The organism is Mycobacterium gordonae (assembly GCF_001417955.2).
In the GTDB taxonomy this organism is placed as follows: Bacteria; Actinomycetota; Actinomycetes; order Mycobacteriales; family Mycobacteriaceae; genus Mycobacterium; species Mycobacterium gordonae_B.
Genome location: NZ_LKTM01000350.1, coordinates 172,889 through 191,494 on the forward strand (window position 1 = coordinate 172,889; position 18,606 = coordinate 191,494).

Here is an 18,606-nt window from a genome sequence, read left to right on the forward strand (position 1 = left end):
GAGAATCAAGCATGGGGTTTCTGATCCAGTGGTTGGTCTACCTGGCTGCTTTTGTGGCCGGGTCGGCTGTCGCCTACGGGATCGCCTCTCTGCTGATCAAGTCCGACAAATCGGCACGAAAGCCGGAAGAGGTTGAGCCCGAGCCTGTTTCAGAACCGCTTCCTGCGGCGAGCGAAGTGCCGCAGCCGGTGTGGCCCGAGCCTCAGGCGGCGCCAGTCGAGGAGTCTGAGACGTTCGAGCAGCTGCTGTGGCCGGAGTCGGTTCAGCCGGCGGCCGAGGTTGCAGAGGAGCCCGCGCCCGCACCCGAGCCCGAGCCCGAGCAGTCCGTGGCAGCGGAGCCCGAGGTTGCCGAGGTGGTGGAGGATGCACCTGCCGACCCGGCGGTCGAGGAGCCGGTTGCCGAAGTAGCCGAGCCAGAACTCGAAGCCGAGGCAGTGGAGGCAGAGCCCGAGGTGGCCGATGTGCCTGAGCCGGCGCAGACGCAGCCCGATCTGCAATCGGTTGAGCCGGAGATTGCAGAGCCGGTCGCCGAGGTTTTCGAAGAACCCGAGCCCGAGCCCGGTGACGTCGAGGCCGCGGTCGCAGAGTCGTCAGAGCCCGAGGCGGTCGAGCCGGAGATTGCGGACCCGGTCGCCGAACCAGGACCCGAGCCGGAGGTGGCCGAGGCGCCGGAATCTGGGCTGCCGCAGCCGCAATGGCCCGGCCCGCAGATTGTCGAGCCGGAGACCGTCGAGCCGGTCGCCGAAGTTCCCGAAGCAGAGCCAGAGCCAGAACCCGAACTCGAGGCCGAACTAGCGCCCGGGGTCGCCGAGGCGCCGGAGTCTGAGCTGTCGCAGCCGAAGTGGCCCGGTCCCCAGATTGTCGAGCCGGCCATTGTCGAGCCGGAGATTGTCGAGCCGGCCGCCGCAGCCCCCGAACCCGAACCGGAACCGGAACTTGCCGAGTCGTCTGAACCCGAGCCGGCGCTGGTGCAGCCGCAGTGGCCGGGCCCCGCGTCTCAGTGGCCCGGCCCGCAGACGGTTGAGTCGGAGGATGCGGAGCCGGTTGGAGAGGTCGCCGAAGAGCCCGAACCCGAACCTGAACCTGAACCGGAGCCCGGGGTCGCCGAGTCGTCAGAACCTGAGTCAGAGATCCCGCAACCTCCGTGGCCGGGGACCGTGTCGCAGTGGCCAGGCCCCGAAACGGTCGAGCGCGAGGAGCCCGAAGCGGCCGAGCCCGAGACCGAACTGCCGCAGCCACAATGGCCGGGCCCGCCGTCGCAATGGCCCGGCATTGGAGTGAAGCGGTGATCGCCCAGGTGCACTGGTGGTTGGCCGCCGTGTCGTTCGGGCTGGGCATGGTGTTGACGTTCACGCTGATGGCCCGGCCCGCCAGACTTCAGATGCCGGCCTGGGTCCTTGCCGAACCGAAATCGCGTCCCAAACCCGAACCGGTGATGAAAGCCCCGGCCACCGAGGCGCCCACCAGTAAGCTGCCGGCCGCCAAGCCCAAACCCAAACCCGGACCGGCGAAGAAGAAAGCCATCTCGAAGGCGCCGCCGCGAAAGCGCAGGCCCGTCTCCGGCGATGCGGCGACCGAACGGATTCCCGCCGTCAAAGACCCTGCGACGGAACAGATTCCGGTGGCACGCAAGAGGCCGGCGAAGAAGGCCCCCGCCAAGAAGGCGAGGCCGAAGGGTGCCCCGCCCAGACGCAGGCCCGTTCCGAAAGATGCTGTGACGGAGAAGATTCCAGTAAGCAGCGAAGCCGAGACCATCGTTCTGCCGCTGATGCCTTACGCGCCCTACGGCCCGGGGTCCATGCGCGCCAAGCTCGACGGCAGCGGCCCGGAGGGGTGGACGATCAAGGGACGCATGGATTCCCGGCTGTTCTACGGGCCAGAGGATGAGTGTTACGAGGACACGGAGGCCCAAGTCTGGTTCCAGGACGAGGAGTCCGCCGCGCGGGCGTTCTTCACGCCCTGGCGCAACAGCACTCGTAAAAACTAGCTCGGTCCGGGAAGGCGCAGCACCAGGCGCGCTCCACCCAGCGGGCTGCCTTCCAGCGACGCCGTTCCGCCGTGCAGGTGTGCTTGTTGCGCGACCAGAGCCAGCCCGAGCCCCGATCCCGAATGCGACGCTGTCGAGCCCCGGGAGAACCGCTCGAACACCACCTGTCGCTCCTGCTCCGGCACCCCGCTGCCGTTATCGTCGATGGCGATCTCGACTCCGGCCCGTGAGCTGACCGCGGACAGCTGGACGTGGGTGGCGCCGCCGTGCTTGACCGCGTTGGCGATGGCATTGTCGACGGCCAGGCGCAACCCGGCCGGCATCCCGACGATGATGCACGTCGGCGAGGGCACCAACGACACATCGAGATCGGGGTAGATGCGGGTGGCGTCGTGGGCGGCGCGGTCGAGCAGATCGGTGATGTCGACGGGCACGTGGTCGTCGGAGGTGGACAGTTCGCCCTGCGCCAACCGCTCGAGTGCGCTGAGCGTGGCCTCGATCCGCGACTGGGTGCGGATCACGTCGCTCAGCACTTCTTTGCGTTGATCGTCGGGCAGATCGAGGGTGGCCAGCACCTCGAGGTTGGTGCGCATCGCGGTCAGCGGGGTCCGCAGTTCGTGAGAGGAGACGGCCGCGAAGTCGCGGGCTGAGGCCAGCGCCTCTTGTGTCCGGTTCTGCTCGTTCCAGATGCGTTGCAACATGCCTCGCATGGCTTCGGCGATCTCCACGGCTTCACTGGCGCCGTGCACTTCGACCCGCGGGTCCTCGTCACCCGCGTCGATCGAGCGGGTCTGTTCGGCGAGCTGTTTGAACGGCCTTACCGCGAAAGCGGCCAGCAGCCAAGCGAATACGGCTGCGGCGCCGATGGCCAGGGTACAGATCAGCAGTACCCGGCGGTGCAGGTTGTTGGTTTCGGCGTAGGTGGCGTCATACGTCGCGGCGACGGCGACCGAGGTGGGCTCCGGACCCGGGATCTCGACCGTGCGCACCCGGTAACGCACGCCGTGGATGAATGTGTCGGCGTAGTCGGCCTGCAGCTTGGGCAGGTTGATGTCGGTGTTCGACTTGATCACGTTGCCGCGGCGCACGGTGATCAGTGCGTCCTGGTCGTTGGGGGATCGCGGTATCTCGTCCAGGCCGCGGGGGACGAACGGGATCGCGAACCCGGCGGCTTCGTCCAGCCTGCGGTCCAGCCGTTCCTTGCGGTCCTTGGTGATTCCCACCCAGACCACGGCGCCCACGATCAGCACCGGAATGGCGGCCCCGATGACCGTGGCGACCACCACCCGAGTCCGAAGCGACGGTGTGCGGGCGAAGATTCGCGACAGGATGTTCACTGCCACCATCGGGCACCTACCGCGCTCATTGCATCCTGAGCACGAAACCGACTCCCCGGACGGTGTGCAGAAGCCGCGGGCCGCCATTGGCTTCCAGCTTGCGCCGCAGGTATCCGATGAAGACGTCGACGACGTTGGTATCGGCCGCGAAGTCGTAGCCCCACACCAACTCGAGCAGTTGCGCGCGGGACAACACCGCCGTCTTGTGCTCGGCGAGCACGGCGAGCAGGTCGAACTCCCGCTTGGTGAGGTCCACGTCGACGCCGTTGACGCGGGCGCGTCGACCCGGGATGTCCACTTCCAGCGGACCCACCGTGATGGTCTCGGAGGACGAGGTGGCCGTGGCGCCGCGCCGGCGCAGCAGGGCGCGCACCCGCGCCACCAGCTCGGCCAGCACGAACGGCTTGACGAGGTAGTCGTCGGCACCGGCCTCCAGCCCCGCGACCCGGTCGTCGACGGAGCTGCGCGCGCTCAGCACGCATACCGGCACGTCGTTGTCCATGGCTCTCAGTGCCGTGACCACGCTGACGCCGTCCAGCACGGGCATGTTGATGTCGAGCACGATCGCGTCCGGCCGCGTCTCGGTGGCGCTGCGCAAAGCCTCCGCGCCGTCGACCGCGGTGGACACCTCGAATCCGGACAGCCGCAAACCACGTTCCAGCGAGGCGAGCACATCGGAGTCGTCGTCGACCACCAAGACCCGAGGTGAGTTCACACCAGTGTCCATGCGCCTATCTTGCCTGATTGAGCGCAACGGCGGTGGGAGGCGCTCCTTCCACTGGCGAGCAGACACAAACTCGCACAGAAATCCCGGTTAAGGTGCGATTTTGTGTCTGCTCGCGGGAGGACTCGCGGGAGGACTCGCGGGAGGACTCGCGGGGATCAGAGGTCGTCGGCGGCACCGCGGCCGGCGGCCCGACCGGAGAAGATGCAACCGCCCAGGAACGTCCCCTCCAGCGCGTTGTATCCGTGCACGCCTCCGCCGCCGAACCCGGCGACCTCTCCCGCCGCGTACAAGCCGGGGATGGGTTGACCGTCCTTGCCCATGGCGCGGGAGGACAAATCAGTCTGGATGCCGCCCAACGTCTTTCGCGTCAGGATGTGCAGCTTGGCCGCGATCAGCGGTCCGGCCTTGGGGTCCAGGATGCGGTGCGGCGCGGCGACCCGGCCTAGTCGATCGCCCAGTGCGCGCCGCGCGTTGCGGATGCCCTGCACCTGTACGTCCTTGCAGAACGGGTTGGCGATCTGCAGATCGCGGGACTCGATCTGGGCGCGGATTCCGGCTGGATCCAGCAGCGGTTCATCGGTCAGGGCATTCATTTTTGCAACGAGATCTTCGAGGTTGTCCGCGATCACGAAGTCGGCTCCGTGCGCCTTGAACGCCTCGACCGGACCCGTCGCGTCTTTATTGAAGATGCGCTGCTGCAGCACTTTCATCAGGCTCTTGCCGGTGATGTCGGGGTTCTGTTCCGAACCCGACAAGGCGAATTCCTTCTTGATGATCTTCTGGGTCAGCACGTACCAGGAGTGGTCGTAGTTCGCGATCTCGGGATTGGTGCGCAGATACTTCAGCGTGCCCAGGGTGTCGTAGCCGGGCAGGAACGGCGCCGGCAGCCGTCGGCCCAGCGCGTCGAACCACATCGACGATGGGCCCGGAATGATGCGGATGGCGTGCTTGGGCCAGATCGGGTCCCAGTTCTTGACGCCCTCGGTGTAATGCCACATCCGGTCGCGGTTGACTAGGCGGACCCCGCTGTCGTGGGCGATGTCCAGCATGCGCCCATCGACGTATTCCGGAACCCCGGTGATCATCGACGACGGTGGGGTGCCCATTCGCTCGGGCCAGTACCGCCGCACCATCTCGTGGTTGCCGCCGATCCCGCCGGTGGTGATGATCACCGCCTGCGCCGACAACTCGAACTCGCCGACCGCGTCTCGGTTGGACGGGGCGCCGCGCACCGCATCATCGGGCGCCAGCACCGTGCCCTTGATGCCGGTGACCGCGCCGTCGGTGAACACCAATTCGTCCACCCGGTGACGGTGGTGGAAGGTCACCTGATTGTCCTGTGCGGCGTCCAGGGCCGAATTCACAAAGGGCTCAACGACTCCGGTGCCCGTCCCCCACGCGACGTGGAAGCGCGGTACCGAGTTGCCGTGTCCGTCGGCACGCAGGTCACCCCGCTCGGCCCACCCCACCGTGGGCATGAACCTGATACCCAGGTCGGTCAGGTAGGACCGCTTCTCGCCCGCGGCGAACTCCACGTAGGAACGGGCCCACTTGGCCGCCCACACGTCTTCGTCGTCAGGGCGATCGAACGCCGCGCTGCCGGACCAGTCGTTCCAGGCCAGCTCGAGGGAGTCTTTGATCCCCAGCACCCGCTGCTCGGGGGTGTCGACCAGGAAGAGGCCGCCGAACGACCAGAAGGCCTGACCGCCCAGATTGGCCTCGTTCTCCTGATCGACCACGGCGACCTTCTTGCCGCGGCGGGTCAGTTCGTGGGTGGCGACCAGCCCGGCCAGCCCCGCGCCCACAACGATGACATCAGCGTCCATGAAACAGCCCTCTCGTGCACCACGACACCTGAACTAGATACACAAACGTATCATATGCATGGACGCATCGAAAGGGGTCAATCGCGAGTCAGCACAACGTTCATCAGCTGGGTGAGCCAAGCGCGCGCCGCCGTCTGGTCGCTGTCGAGCAGTAGCTGAATGCTGACCCCGTCGTAGGCGGCGATGATGGCGCGGGCCGTGTCGGTCACGCTGTCGATCGCTTTGTGGAACCCGATGCCGCTGGCGATCAGCCGTTCCTCGATCACTTTGCGCAGTTGCGCGCGATGGACCTCCCAGCGGTGGGCGAGCTCGGGGTTGCGCGCCGCGTACAGCAGGAAGTCGAACTTGATCAGCAGCCAGTCACGTTCGAGAAGCAGCGTGTCGACGATCCGGTTGACGACCCCGGGCAGGTCGACCACCGCGTCGGCGCCCTCCATCGCGGCGCGGACCTGCTCCGCGGTGCGGCCGGCCCACTCGTCGTACAAGAGGAAGAACAACTCCTCCAAACTCTCGAACTGCGAATAGAACGCGCCCCGGGTGTAACCGGCGGCTTCGCACACGTCCTCGATGGTCACGTGGCCATAGCCCTTTTCGGCGAATACGCGGAACGCCGCCTCGATGAGGCGGGCGCGGGTCTCGGCGCGGCGTTTGGTGACTCGCGGTGGCTTCGCAGTGGTGGTCGCAGTTGCCATGTGTGCACCCCCTGGTTATTTATGTAGCCGATACATTGCCACATCGGATACGTGGAGGGCCACATCGGGGGCCGAATGTCGTCGACGTGAGTTCTCCGGGTGGTCAGGGAGCGGTTCCGCCCGGGGTGAGTACCACGTTGAGCAGCTTTATGAGCCGGGCGCGCGCGGCGCCGTCGTCGTTTTCCAGGATCAGCTGGGTGGCCAGACCGTCATAAAGGGCGATTACGGCTTGGGCCGTCTCTTCTACGCTGCCGATTGACTCATGCGACCCGATGCCCCGCGCTATGAGCAGCTCCTCGATGGTCCTGCGCAGTTTGCCGCGGTGGACGGACCAGCGCTGGGCCAGCTCCGGATTGCGCGCGGCCACCGCCAGCAGATCCACCTTGATCAACAGCCACTCGCGTTCGAGTAGCAGCGTCTCCACGATGCGCGCGATGATCCCGGGCAGGTCGTTGACCGGATCACCGGCGTCGACGGCGCCACGCACCTGCTCGGCGATCTGGGCCGTCCATTGGTGGTAGATGACGAAAAGCAGCTCCTCGAGGCTTTCGAACTGTGAGTAGAACGCACCCCGCGTGTAGCCGGCCGCGGTGCACACATCTTTGATGGTGACCTGCCCATAGCCCTTCTCGGCGAAGACTTCGATCGCCGCATCGATCAGTCGTCCGCGGGTTTCGGCGCGGCGCTTGGTGACGCGCGTCGCCTTTGCGGTGCTCGCTGACGTCATTCGCCGCTCCGTCCTCTCTGTGATCCCTAAGAGTATCGGATGCACCATAGCATAAAATATGTTGACGTATCGTATACACAAATGTATGTTTCGGGCGGTTGATGAAAGGGGTGTGTCAAGGTGATCGGATTCGAAATGCTGGCTCCGGAAGTGAACTCGGCGCGCATCTACACCGGGCCCGGTTCCGGACCGTTGTTCTCGGCGGCCGCCGCCTGGGACGGGCTGACGTCAGAGCTGCAGTCTTCGGCTTCGTCCTTCGACGCGGTGATATCGGATCTGGTCAGCGGGTCGTGGGCGGGTCCCGCGGCCAATGCGATGGTCGGCATCGCGGCGGGTTTCGTCGGGTGGTTGAGCGCCTCGTCGGCCATCGCCGAGGTCGCGGCCGTGCAGGCCCGCGCGGCGGCGACGGCATTTGAGGCCGCTCGGACCGCCACCGTCCATCCCGCTGAGGTGACGGCCAACCGGAATCACCAGTTGGCGTTGATTGCGACGAACTTCCTGGGCCAGAACACTCCGGCGATTGCGGCCGCGGACTTCCTCTACATCGAGATGTGGATCCAGGATGTGGCCGCCATGCTGGGCTATCTCGCGGACGCGGCTTCGGTGGCTGTCTCGTTGACGCCGTTCGCGGCGCTGCCGGCCGAGCTCGCCGGGTTTGCGTCACAGGCGGTGACGCTCGCTCAAGCGATCCCACTGGACGCGGTGTCGCAGGGCTTTCAGTTGGCGTCCACTGCGGTCGGCACAGCGTTGACACCGCTTTCCAGTCTGGGCAGCGCCGGGGCGCCGGGCAGTGCCGCACTGGTCGGGGCCTCGGAGCCGTCGGAAATGCCGGCCATCGCGGCAGCCGAGGCGATCAAGCCGACGGGTGGAACCGGTTTCGGCGCGGCGGCGGGACTGGGTCAGGCGCGCACGGTCGGTGCGTTGTCGGTGCCGCAGAGTTGGGTCGGATCGGTGCCGGACCCGCGGGCTGCTTCCGCGTTGCCGGGCACCAGCCTTGCCGGTGCAGCGACGATCGCTAACGCCGAGATGGCAGCCGGGGCCGGCGCCGGGATGCCGATGATGCCGGTGCCGGCGGGAGCGGGTGCCAACGGCGGCATGCCTGGGCGGATGGTCGGCGGCGGCGGGGGTTCGCATGTGGTGCAGCAGCGGCCCAGCGTGATCCCGCAGGTCGGGGTATGACGCTCACCGGTTGACCAGGCCGCTCAGTTGCCACGCGAACTTTCGTCGTGCCGCCGGAACGTACGCCGCAAGGCGCATGGCCGAATTGCGGACCGGGCGCAGCGGTCGCGGCATGGTCGAGACCTTCGTCAACCGTCCGGTCAGCTTCAGGACCCGTCGTGCGCGCGCTCGCTGGGTCGCGCTGTATGCGTCCAGCGCGGAGTCAGAAACCTCGGCCAGTGCCTCTGCCAGCGTGACGGCGTCGTTGATGCCCAGGTTCATGCCCTGGCCGCCGGCGGGACTGTGCACGTGCGCGGCATCGCCTGCCAGGATCAGCCGGCCTGCCCGGTAGGTGTCGGCGACGCGGTGCTGGATCCGGAAGCGAGACCCCCAGACCAACTCGGTGACGACCGTGCGTCCCGGACCGAAGCCGCGGCTGTCCAGCAAATCCTGCACGAACTCGACCGTGGGCACTGACGGCGCCTGGGCGGCCGGGGCCACGATGCGGTAGACGTCACCGGGCAACGGCGCCAGCACGGTCAGGCCCTCGTTGCCGTAGAAGAGGATGACCTCGTCGGCGGGAGCGTCGCCGGCGACCCGCACATCGGCCAGCGCGAAGGACTCGGCGAATTCCCCACCGGTGAAGCCGATTCCGGCTTGCCGGCGGATGGTGCTGTGCATCCCGTCGGCGCCGACGACGTAGCCCGCACGGACGCTGTCGCCGTCGTCGAACGACACGGTGACCCCGGTTGCGTCCTGGCTCAGCTGGCTCACCGCCTTGGGTCGAATCACCTTGCTGCCCAATTCATTCAGCCGATCCTCCAGCGCCCTCTCGGTGTCGGCTTGGGAGATCATCAGGCTGTACGGGTAGGCGGTCGGCAGCTTGCTGAAGTCGACCCGGATAAGGACGCGTGAGCCCTGCCGCATGGTGAATCGCGGCGCGGTCAGCCCGGCCTTGACCAGCCGCCGGGAAACGTCTAGGTCTTCCAGCAATTCCAGACTGCGGGCATTCACCACGGCGGCGCGGGAGGTGTTGGCACCGGACGGCAGTTCGTCCACCACCACCACGTCGACTCCCCGGGCAACCAGTGAGGCGGCCAGTGTGAGCCCGGTGGGCCCGGCGCCTACGACGAGGACATCGGTGTCTTTCATGGTGGGTCCTTTCCTCAACCAGCTAAGTCAACAACTGTTGACATAACCGATGATGCGCGCGGTCGCCCGGTATGTCAACACTTGTTGGCCTACAGTTGTTGACATGAGGCGGTCGTCGGCGGAGACCAAGGCCCTGATTCTGGCCAAAGCGCGCGAGCGGTTCGGGACGGCCGGGTTTCAGGCCGCCACCATCCGGGCAATCGCCGCAGATGCCGGCGTGGATCCGGCGATGGTGATGCGGTACTTCGGCACCAAGGATCAACTGTTCGCCGCCGCAGCCGAATTCGATTTGCGGCTGCCGGATTTCGCGCCTGCTGACCGGGGCCGTCTCGGCCCGTTGCTGGTCGGCCATTTCCTGCGGCGCTGGGAGGGTGGCGACGATGCCCTGGTAATTCTGTTGCGCTGCAGTGCCACGAATAATGTTGCAGCACAACGAATGCGGGATATTTTCGGAATTCAGTTGCAGCCGCTGGTGGCAGCCTGGGCGCCGCCCGGTGAAGCCGGAAAGCGGGCCGGGCTCATCGCCACCCAGATCCTGGGCCTGGCGTTGTGCCGCTTCGTGTTACGGCTGCCGCCCGTGGTCGATATGAGTCAGGACGAGGTCGTCGAGTGGCTCGGGCCGACGATCCAGCGTTATCTGGACGACTGAGTTTCGGGTAGCCCGATGCGGCGGTAGCGCCGCAGGCGCGCGGCCAGGCGCTGCGACGCCGGCGTTTCGCGCAGCGCGTGGACCTCAGCGGCGATGGCCGCCGACAGTCGCCGCGCGAACTGGACCGGTTCGTCGGCGGCGTCAGGATGCTCGGGAACGATAGCGTCGACTATCCCGGACGCCAGTAGATCAGCCGACCGAATGCCCTGTGCCGCAGCAAGTTCGGCCGCGTGGTCGGTGTCGCGGAAAACGATCGCGCTGGCACCTTCCGGTGGCAACGGCGCCAACCAGCCGTGCAGCGCGGCCAGCACCCGGTCGGCGGGCACCATCGCCAGCGCAGGCCCGCCGCTGCCCTGACCCAGCAGCACCGACACCGTCGGCGTATCCAGCGTGACGAGCTCGGCCAGGCACTGGGCGATCTGGCCGGCCAGCCCACCCTGCTCGGCTTCGGCCGACAGCGCCGGACCGGCGGTGTCGATCACCAGCACCAGCGGCAGGCGAAGTTCGGCGGCCAGCGCCATGCCGCGGCGGGCCTCGCGCAGCGAACCGGGCCCCACGGTGTTTCCCCCGCCGCTGTCCATCCTCTGCTGGCCGAGCACAACCACGGGCTGGCCGCCGAAGCGGGCCAGCGCCAGCAGCGTCGTCGCCGCCTCACCCTGGCCGGTGCCGGACAACAGCACCCGGTCGGTGGCGCCGTGCCGCAGCAGATACCGCGCATCGGGGCGGTCGGCGCGACGCGAAGCGATCACCGAGTCCCAGGCGGGCACGTCAGGAATCGGTTCGGCAGGCGCCTGCGCCGGCGGTGGGTCGGGAGTGTCCGCGATGACCGTCAGGGCCCGGTGCAGCGTCGTCCGCAGCTCATCGAGCCCGACGACGCCGTCGATCACCCCGTGGCGCTGCAGATTCTCCGCGGTTTGAACGCCGGTCGGAAACGGCTGGTCGTACAGGAGTTCGTATACCCGGGGCCCCAGGAACCCGACCAGGGCGCCGGGCTCGGCGACGGTGACGTGGCCCAGCGAACCCCACGACGCGAAGACCCCGCCGGTGGTCGGGTTGCGCAGGTAGACCAGGTAGGGAAGGTGGGCCTGGCGGTGCAGCTTGACGGCCGCGGCGATCTTGACCATCTGCAGGAACGCGACAGTGCCCTCCTGCATCCGGGTGCCGCCCGAGCAGGGTGACGCCAGCAGCGGCAGCCGCTCGGCCGTCGCGCGCTCCACCGTGGCGGTGATGCGTTCGGCCGCGGCCACGCCGATCGAGCCGGCCAGAAAGGTGAAGTCGCAGACCACCACCGCGACCCGCCGTCCGAACACCCGTCCCTCGCCGGTGGATACCGCTTCGTCGCGGCCGCTGGCAGTGCGCGCGTCGGCCAGCTCGCGCGCATAACCGCTGGACATCGGTACTGGGAGCGGGTCGACGTCCCAGCTGACGAACGAGCCCTCGTCGAGCACTGCGTCGCGCAGTTGGTCGGTCGTGATCCGGCTCACAAGGACGAGGCTATATATCCTGGCCCCCATGATCGGTGTCACCCAGAGCGAAGCCGTCACGACCATCGAGCTGCAGCGGCCCGAGCGACGCAATGCCCTGAACTCTCAACTCGTGGAGGAACTGCGGGAAGCTCTGCTCAAGGCCGACGGGACGGACACCCGGGTCGTCGTGCTGACCGGCCAGGGGACCGCCTTCTGCGCGGGCGCCGATTTGTCCGGAGACGCCTTCGCCGCGGATTACCCCGATCGGCTGGTCGAGCTGCACCGGGTGATGGATGCGGTGCCGGTCCCCGTCATCGGCGCTGTCAACGGACCGGCCATCGGCGCGGGGCTGCAGTTGGCCATGCAGTGTGACCTGCGGGTCGTAGCCCCGGACGCATTCTTTCAATTCCCGACCTCGAAATACGGCCTGGCCCTGGATAACTGGAGTATCCGTCGGCTGTCGTCGCTGGTTGGTCACGGCCGGGCGCGGGCGATGCTGCTGACCGCCGAGAAGCTGACCGCCGACGTGGCGCTGCAGACCGGGATGGCCAACCGAATCGGAACGCTCGCCGATGCGCAGGAATGGGCAGCGGAGATTTCCGGTCTGGCGCCGCTGGCTATCCAGCACGCCAAGCGGGTACTCAACGACGACGGGTCGATCGAAGAGCCGCGGCCCGAGCACAAGGATCTTTTCGACAAGGCGTGGGGCAGCCAGGACGTGATCGAGGCGCAGGTCGCCCGGATCGAGAAGCGGCCGCCGAACTTTCAGGGGGCGTAACTGTCATGATGCGGCGGGCGCTGCGACTGGCCGGCGGTACGGTTTCGCTGGCGGCGGGTGGCTGGCTGCTGCGGGCGCTGCACGGCGCGCCCGCTGCGCTGGGCGCCGACCCGTCGTCGATCGCGGCGGTCTCCGAAGGTTCGCCGAACTACCAGGACGGGGTTTTCGTCAACCTCGACCCGAGTTCGCTCTATGTGATGAACCGCGAGGAGATGCGGCAGATCGCGTGGGAGTTGATCGGGAACCGCGGCGCCAGCCTGCCCGCGAAGCCGATCCCGTTGGCCTCGCCGTCGATTTACCAGGGCGAGCCGGCGGAGCTGGCGGTGAGCTGGTTCGGGCACTCGACGGCGTTGGTGGAGATCGACGGGTTCCGCGTACTGACGGATCCGGTGTGGAGCGACCGCTGCTCGCCGTCGGACATTGTGGGTCCGCAGCGTTTGCACCCGCCGCCGGTCCTGCTGGAAGGGCTGCCGGCGGTGGACGCCGTGGTGATCAGCCACGACCACTACGACCACCTGGACATCGACACCGTGCGTGCGCTGGCCCGCACCCAACGGGCGCCGTTCTTCGTGCCGCTCGGGGTGGGAGCGCACCTGCGCTCATGGGGGATACCCGAGCAGCGGATCGTCGAACTGGACTGGAATCAGAGCGCGCAGGTCGACGAGTTGACCATCGTCTGCATGCCGGCCCGGCACTTTTCGGGTCGTTTCTTCTCCCGCAACAACACGCTGTGGGCGTCCTGGGCGTTCATCGGCCCCGGCCACCGCGCATACTTCGGCGGCGACACCGGCTACACCAAGAGCTTCGCTGAGATCGGTTCTGACCACGGACCGTTCGACCTGACGCTGATGCCGATCGGGGCGTACAACACGGCCTGGCCCGACATCCACATGAATCCCGAGGAGGCGGTCCGGGGACACCTGGACGTCACCGACTCAGGCTCGGGGCTGCTGGTACCGATCCACTGGGGCACCTTCCGGCTGGCGCCGCACCCGTGGGCGGAGCCGGTCGAGCGGGTGCTCAAGGCCGCCGAGCCGGATGGCGTTCAAGTTGCCGTGCCGTTGCCCGGGCAGCGCATCGACACGGTCAACCCGCTGCGATTCAACCCGTGGTGGCGGCTGTAACGCGGGCTAAAGTGCGGCCATGACGAAACGCGCGGCCGCAGCCGCACTACTGATGGTGCTGCTCGCGGTGACCGGTTGCGGGTCATCCCGGCCGGTCGCCGCCCCTTCCTCGCCGCCCGCGCAATTACCGCCCAACGAAGTGTCGGGCGTGCAGATCCCGGCCGGGCGCATCGACGAAGCCGTCGCCAAGGTCGACGGCCTGGTGGCCGAGCTGATGAAGAATTCCGGCATCCCGGGTATGGCCGTGGCGATTGTGCACGGCGGAAAGACGTTGTACGCCAAAGGCTTCGGTATCAAGGATGCCGGCAAAGGCGACGGCCCGGACAACAAGGTCAACGCCGACACCGTGTTTCAGCTGGCGTCGGTGTCCAAGTCGGTCGGAGCGACCGTGGTGGCACATGAGGTGACCGAGGGCGCAATCACCTGGGACACACCCGTGGCGACGAAACTGCCGGGCTTCACCCTCATCGATCCTTACGTCACCACGCACGTCAGCATCGCCGACCTGTACTCGCACCGCTCGGGTCTACCCGACCACGCCGGCGACGCCCTGGAAGATCTGGGCTACGACCGGCAGCAGGTGCTCGATCGGTTGAAGTACCTGCCGCTCGCGCCGTTTCGGATCAGCTACGCCTACACCAACTTCGGCGTGACGGCAGCTGCCGACGCAGTGGCCGCGGCGGCCGGCAAGCCCTGGGAGGACCTGTCCGAGGAGGTCCTGTACCGCCCGCTGGGAATGACGTCGACCAGTTCGAAGTTCGCCGATTTCCTGGCCAGGCCCAACCACGCGGTCAACCACATCAAGAGCGGTGACAGGTGGGAAGCGCGATTCCAGCGCGATCCCGACCCTCAGACGCCGGCCGGTGGGGTGAGTTCGTCGGTCAACGACATGGCGCGCTGGCTGACCATGGTGATGGCCAACGGCACCTACAACGGCCAGCGGATCACTTCACCGGAGGCGCTATTGCCTGCCATCACCCCGCAGGTCATCTCGACTGCAGCCAGGAACCCGAATGCCCGAGCCGGCACCTACGGCCACGGGTTCAACACCTCGGTGACCTCGTCGGGCCGCACGATGTACAGCCACTCGGGCGCCTTCGGGCTCGGCGCCGCAACGAATTTCGCCGTTATGCCGTCGGAGGACATCGGTATCATCGCCCTCACCAACGCCGCGCCGTACGGTATTCCGGAGGCGCTGACCGCGCAGTTCATGGATCTGGTGCAATACGGTCAGGTGCGAGAGGACTGGGCGAATCTGTACCGGCAACAACTTGCGCCGATGAACAACCCCGACGGCACGCTCGTCGGCAAGCAGCCCCCGGTCAGCCCCGCACCGGCCAAGCCGTTGAGCGACTACGCCGGCGTCTATAACAACGACTACTGGGGACCGGCCACCGTCAGCGACCACGACGGCCGGCTGCAGCTCACACTCGGACCGAAAAACCAGACCTTCGACTTGGCGCACTGGGACGGCGACACCTTCACCTTTCCGCTGTCCACCGAAAACGCCTTGCCCGGTTCGGTTTCCACGGCAGTTTTCACCGGCGAGGCACTGAAGATCGAATACTTCGACTCCAGCGGCCTGGGGACCTTCACGCGATGACCGCCAGCGGCCTGACCGATGCGGAGGTGGCGCAGCGGGTCGCCGACGGTCAGGCCAACGACGTTCCCGAGCGTGCCACCCGCAGCATCGCTCACATCGTCCGGGCCAATGTCTTCACGCGGATCAATGCGATCCTCGGTGTGCTGTTCGGCATCGTGCTGCTCACCGGATCTTTGATCAACGGGCTGTTCGGGATGCTCATCGTCGCGAACAGCGTCATCGGCATGGTCCAGGAGATCCGCGCCAAGCAGACATTGGACCGGCTGGCGATCATCGGCCAGGCAAAACCTCTGGTGCGCAGGCAATCCGGCACGGTCACCCTGCCACCCGGGGACGTGGTGCTCGACGACATCATCGAGCTGGGCCCTGGCGATCAGATCGTGGTCGACGGTGAGGCCGTCGAAACGCGGAACCTCGAGATCGACGAATCGCTGCTGACGGGGGAAGCCGATCCGATCGCCAAAGAGGTTGGCGACAAAGTGATGTCAGGAAGCTTTGTTGTCGCCGGCGCCGGCGCCTATCGTGCCACCAAGGTCGGCGGCGATGCCTACGCGGCCAAACTGGCCGCCGAAGCCAGCAAGTTCACCCTGGTGAAATCCGAACTGCGAAACGGCATCAACCGGATCTTGCAGTTCATCACCTACCTCCTGATCCCGGTGGGACTACTGACCATCTACACCCAGCTCTTCACCACGAACGTGGGGTGGCGCGAATCGGTGCTTGCCATGGTGGGCGCGCTGGTGCCGATGGTGCCCGAAGGACTGGTGCTGATGACGTCGATCGCGTTCGCCGTCGGCGTGGTCCGACTGGGCCGGCGGCAGTGTCTCGTGCAAGAGTTGCCGGCCATCGAGGGATTGGCACGCGTCGACGTGGTCTGCGCGGATAAGACGGGCACCCTGACCGAAACTGGAATGCGAGTGTCCGAAGTCCGGGAACTCGACGACGCGGCGCAGAGTGTTGCCGAGGTGCTTGCCGCGCTGGCCGCGGCCGACCCCCGCCCGAATGCCAGCATGCTGGCAATTTCCGAGGCCTATGACAAGGCGCCTGGCTGGATCCCCAGTGCGACAGCGCCTTTCAAATCGGCGACCAAGTGGAGTGGCGTGTCGTTCGGCGATCACGGCAACTGGGTGATCGGGGCGCCCGATGTGCTGCTCGATCCGCAGTCGGCAGCGGCCGAGCAGGCCGAGCGGTTCGGTGCCCAAGGGTTGCGGGTGCTGTTGTTGGGATCCGCCGTTGTCCCGGTGGACGATCCGGAGGCCCCGGGTGCCGTGACACCGGTTGCCCTGGTGGTGCTGGAGCAGCGGGTGCGTCCCGACGCGCGCGAGACGCTGGAATACTTTGCCGCGCAATCGGTAGCGGTCAAGGTGATCTCCGGGGACAACGCGGTGTCGGTCGGGGCGGTGGCGGACAAGCTCGGTCTGCATGGCCGCGCGATGGACGCCCGCCGGCTGCCCACCGACCAAGCGGAACTGGCCGACGCGCTTGACTCGCACAACACGTTCGGCCGGGTCCGTCCAGACCAGAAACGTGCCATCGTCCATGCCCTGCAATCACACGGTCACACCGTGGCGATGACCGGAGACGGCGTCAACGACGTGCTGGCCCTCAAAGACGCCGACATCGGGGTGGCAATGGGCGCCGGCAGTCCAGCATCGCGGGCGGTCGCGCAAATCGTGTTGCTGGACAACAGGTTCGCCACCCTGCCGTACGTCGTTGGCGAAGGACGGCGAGTGATCGGCAACATCGAGCGGGTCGCAACTCTGTTCCTGACCAAGACCGTCTACGCCGCGTTGCTGGCGCTGTTGGTGGGACTTGAGTGTCTGCTGGCCAAGCCGCTGGGGGCCGAGCCGCTGCTCTATCCGTTCCAGCCGATCCACGTCACCATCGCGGCGTGGTTCACCATCGGAATTCCGTCATTCATCTTGTCGCTCGCGCCGAATAACGAGCGCGCGTACCCAGGCTTCGTCCGGCGGGTGCTGAGCTCCGCGCTGCCGGCTGGTCTGATCGTCGGCATCGCGACGTTCGCGACCTACCTGACCGCCTACCACGGCCGTCACGCAACCTCGGTGCAGCAGGACCAGGCGTCCACCGCGGCGTTGATCACCTTGCTGGTGACCGCGGTCTGGGTGCTTGCGGTTGCGGCCCGACCGTACGAGTGGTGGCGGCTGGCGCTGGTGATCGCCTCGGCGTCGGCATACGTGCTGATCTTCAGTCTGCCGTGGGCGCAGAGAAAGTTCTTCCTGGACCCGTCGAATCTGTGGGTCACCTCGGTCGCGCTGGGTATCGGAGTGCTGGGGGCCGCGACGATCGAGACGATGTGGTGGGTTCGGGCCAGGATCCTCGGCGTGCGACCTCAAGTGTGGCACCGCCGGACGTCCTGAACATTAGCGTCAATTGCTTGCATAAACGAGCCGATTTGTACACGAATTTTACAGTCAAAATGAATCGCGAATCGTTTATGACCGCTGGTCATTTGTATTTGTTACATTTCGGCATATTCCGGCCGAATCGGGCGTAGGCTGACGCGCAATCAGCCGCTTGAGACGTTTCGGGTAACCGCGGTACTGGCCGCGGCGTCATTTGCGGGTGAGCGGTGGGCGGTCGCGGGCTCGGCCATCTGCCGGAGAGGTTGCGGCGATGAATTTTGTGGTGTCGCCACCAGAAATCAACTCCGCGCGCATATTCGGTGGCGCAGGAACTGGCACGCTGCTGGCGGCGGCGGCCGCATGGGATGAACTGGCGGCTGAATTGCGCTGGGCGACAACCGCGTTTTCCTCGATAACGTCGGCGCTGGCGGGCGCCTCGTGGCAGGGCGCGGCGTCTGCGGCGATGGTCGAGGTGGCCGGTCGGTATCTTGACTGGCTCGCCTCGACGGGCGCACAAGCAGAGCAGGCCGCCGGGCAAGTTCGCATGACGGCGACTGCGTTCGAGGCGACGCTGGCGGCGACGGTGAATCCGGGTTCGGTGTTGGCGAACCGCTCTCAGCTGGTGAAGCTGGTGACCTCGAACTTCCTGGGCTTGAACGCGCCGGCGATCGCTGCCGTGGATGCCGAGTACGAGCAGATGTGGGCGCAGGACGTCGCCGCCATGTTCGGATACCGCGCTGAAGCTTCCGCAATCGTGTCGGCATTGGCTCCGTTCACCCGACTGCTGCAGCAGCCGTCCGGCGCGATTATGGCAGCGCTCGCATCTGCCCAATCCGCGGTGGCAAACCCACCGGGCCGCGTCAGTGTTTTCGAAGTGGGGCTGGCGAATCTGGGCAACGCCAATGTCGGCGTGGGCAATATGGGCTCCGCTAATTTTGGCCTGGGTAACCATGGATTGTGGAATGTCGGGTTGGGGAGTGTGGGGAGTTTCAATCTGGGGTCGGGGAATCTGGG

16 protein-coding genes are annotated in these 18,606 nt (G+C 66.8%); 9 read left to right on the forward strand and 7 right to left on the reverse strand.

The genetic code is table 11. The annotated features are described in order from the left end of the window. Nucleotides 1–11: 11 nt before the first annotated feature. Together AO501_RS37440 and AO501_RS27015 are read left to right on the forward strand one after the other, a co-directional pair. Nucleotides 12–1,289 (forward strand): hypothetical protein, encoded by a 1,278-nt coding sequence (locus AO501_RS37440; protein WP_055580631.1) that lies wholly within the window; start codon nucleotides 12–14, stop codon nucleotides 1,287–1,289. After that, nucleotides 1,289–1,987 (forward strand): hypothetical protein, encoded by a 699-nt coding sequence (locus AO501_RS27015; RefSeq protein ID WP_063892928.1) that lies wholly within the window; start codon nucleotides 1,289–1,291, stop codon nucleotides 1,985–1,987. The genes AO501_RS37440 and AO501_RS27015 overlap by 1 nt, the downstream gene beginning before the upstream one ends. Here AO501_RS27015 and prrB read toward each other — a convergent pair. From prrB to AO501_RS27040, 5 genes are all read right to left on the reverse strand, one after another. After that, nucleotides 1,984–3,324 carry a two-component system sensor histidine kinase PrrB gene (prrB, locus tag AO501_RS27020; RefSeq protein WP_055580674.1) on the reverse strand — a complete coding sequence of 447 codons (1,341 nt, stop codon included), beginning with the start codon at nucleotides 3,322–3,324 and terminating at the stop codon, nucleotides 1,984–1,986. The genes AO501_RS27015 and prrB overlap by 4 nt on opposite strands. 25 nt (nucleotides 3,325–3,349) lie before the next feature. Next, complete coding sequence (prrA, locus tag AO501_RS27025; RefSeq protein ID WP_036364553.1) at nucleotides 3,350–4,051, reverse strand: two-component system response regulator PrrA; 702 nt, start codon at nucleotides 4,049–4,051, stop codon at nucleotides 3,350–3,352. 155 nt (nucleotides 4,052–4,206) lie between these two features. Next, nucleotides 4,207–5,877 carry an FAD-binding dehydrogenase gene (locus tag AO501_RS27030; protein ID WP_055580633.1) on the reverse strand — a complete coding sequence of 557 codons (1,671 nt, stop codon included), beginning with the start codon at nucleotides 5,875–5,877 and terminating at the stop codon, nucleotides 4,207–4,209. 77 nt (nucleotides 5,878–5,954) lie between these two features. Beyond that, nucleotides 5,955–6,569, reverse strand: coding sequence for a TetR/AcrR family transcriptional regulator (locus AO501_RS27035; RefSeq protein WP_055580634.1), 615 nt, complete (start codon nucleotides 6,567–6,569; stop codon nucleotides 5,955–5,957). Between the two features lie 103 nt (nucleotides 6,570–6,672). Then, nucleotides 6,673–7,296, reverse strand: a complete 624-nt coding sequence (locus tag AO501_RS27040) for a TetR/AcrR family transcriptional regulator (protein ID WP_055580635.1) — start codon at nucleotides 7,294–7,296, stop codon at nucleotides 6,673–6,675. 120 nt (nucleotides 7,297–7,416) lie between these two features. Between AO501_RS27040 and AO501_RS27045 the strand changes: the two genes are divergently transcribed. Further along, entirely contained in the window at nucleotides 7,417–8,475 is a 1,059-nt protein-coding gene (locus tag AO501_RS27045) for a PPE family protein (protein WP_411580487.1), read from the forward strand. Nucleotides 8,476–8,478: 3 nt separating this feature from the next. Here the strand turns inward: AO501_RS27045 and AO501_RS27050 are convergent, their stop codons facing one another. After that, complete coding sequence (locus AO501_RS27050; protein ID WP_055580636.1) at nucleotides 8,479–9,606, reverse strand: FAD-dependent oxidoreductase; 1,128 nt, start codon at nucleotides 9,604–9,606, stop codon at nucleotides 8,479–8,481. Between the two features lie 103 nt (nucleotides 9,607–9,709). Between AO501_RS27050 and AO501_RS27055 the strand changes: the two genes are divergently transcribed. Continuing rightward, on the forward strand, nucleotides 9,710–10,255 hold the full coding sequence (locus AO501_RS27055; protein ID WP_055580637.1) for a TetR family transcriptional regulator: 546 nt from the start codon (nucleotides 9,710–9,712) through the stop codon (nucleotides 10,253–10,255). Here the strand turns inward: AO501_RS27055 and AO501_RS27060 are convergent. Continuing rightward, complete coding sequence (locus AO501_RS27060) at nucleotides 10,240–11,739, reverse strand: carboxyl transferase domain-containing protein (protein WP_055580638.1); 1,500 nt, start codon at nucleotides 11,737–11,739, stop codon at nucleotides 10,240–10,242. The genes AO501_RS27055 and AO501_RS27060 overlap by 16 nt on opposite strands. A gap of 28 nt (nucleotides 11,740–11,767) precedes the next feature. Between AO501_RS27060 and AO501_RS27065 the strand changes: the two genes are divergently transcribed. The 5 genes from AO501_RS27065 to AO501_RS27085 all read left to right on the forward strand — a co-directional run. Then, a complete protein-coding gene (locus AO501_RS27065) occupies nucleotides 11,768–12,499 on the forward strand; it encodes an enoyl-CoA hydratase (RefSeq protein ID WP_055580639.1) in 732 nt (243 codons plus the stop codon). 5 nt (nucleotides 12,500–12,504) lie between these two features. Next, nucleotides 12,505–13,623 carry an MBL fold metallo-hydrolase gene (locus AO501_RS27070; RefSeq protein WP_156452798.1) on the forward strand — a complete coding sequence of 373 codons (1,119 nt, stop codon included), beginning with the start codon at nucleotides 12,505–12,507 and terminating at the stop codon, nucleotides 13,621–13,623. A gap of 19 nt (nucleotides 13,624–13,642) precedes the next feature. Beyond that, the gene (locus AO501_RS27075; RefSeq protein ID WP_055580640.1) at nucleotides 13,643–15,226 is read left to right on the forward strand and encodes a serine hydrolase; all 1,584 of its coding nucleotides are present in this window, start codon (nucleotides 13,643–13,645) and stop codon (nucleotides 15,224–15,226) included. Continuing rightward, entirely contained in the window at nucleotides 15,223–17,607 is a 2,385-nt protein-coding gene (locus AO501_RS27080; RefSeq protein ID WP_055580641.1) for a cation-translocating P-type ATPase, read from the forward strand. Before AO501_RS27075 ends, AO501_RS27080 begins: the two co-directional genes overlap by 4 nt. A 256-nt stretch (nucleotides 17,608–17,863) precedes the next feature. Next, on the forward strand, nucleotides 17,864–18,606 hold a 743-nt coding region (locus tag AO501_RS27085; protein WP_082658859.1), incomplete at its 3' end, for a PPE family protein.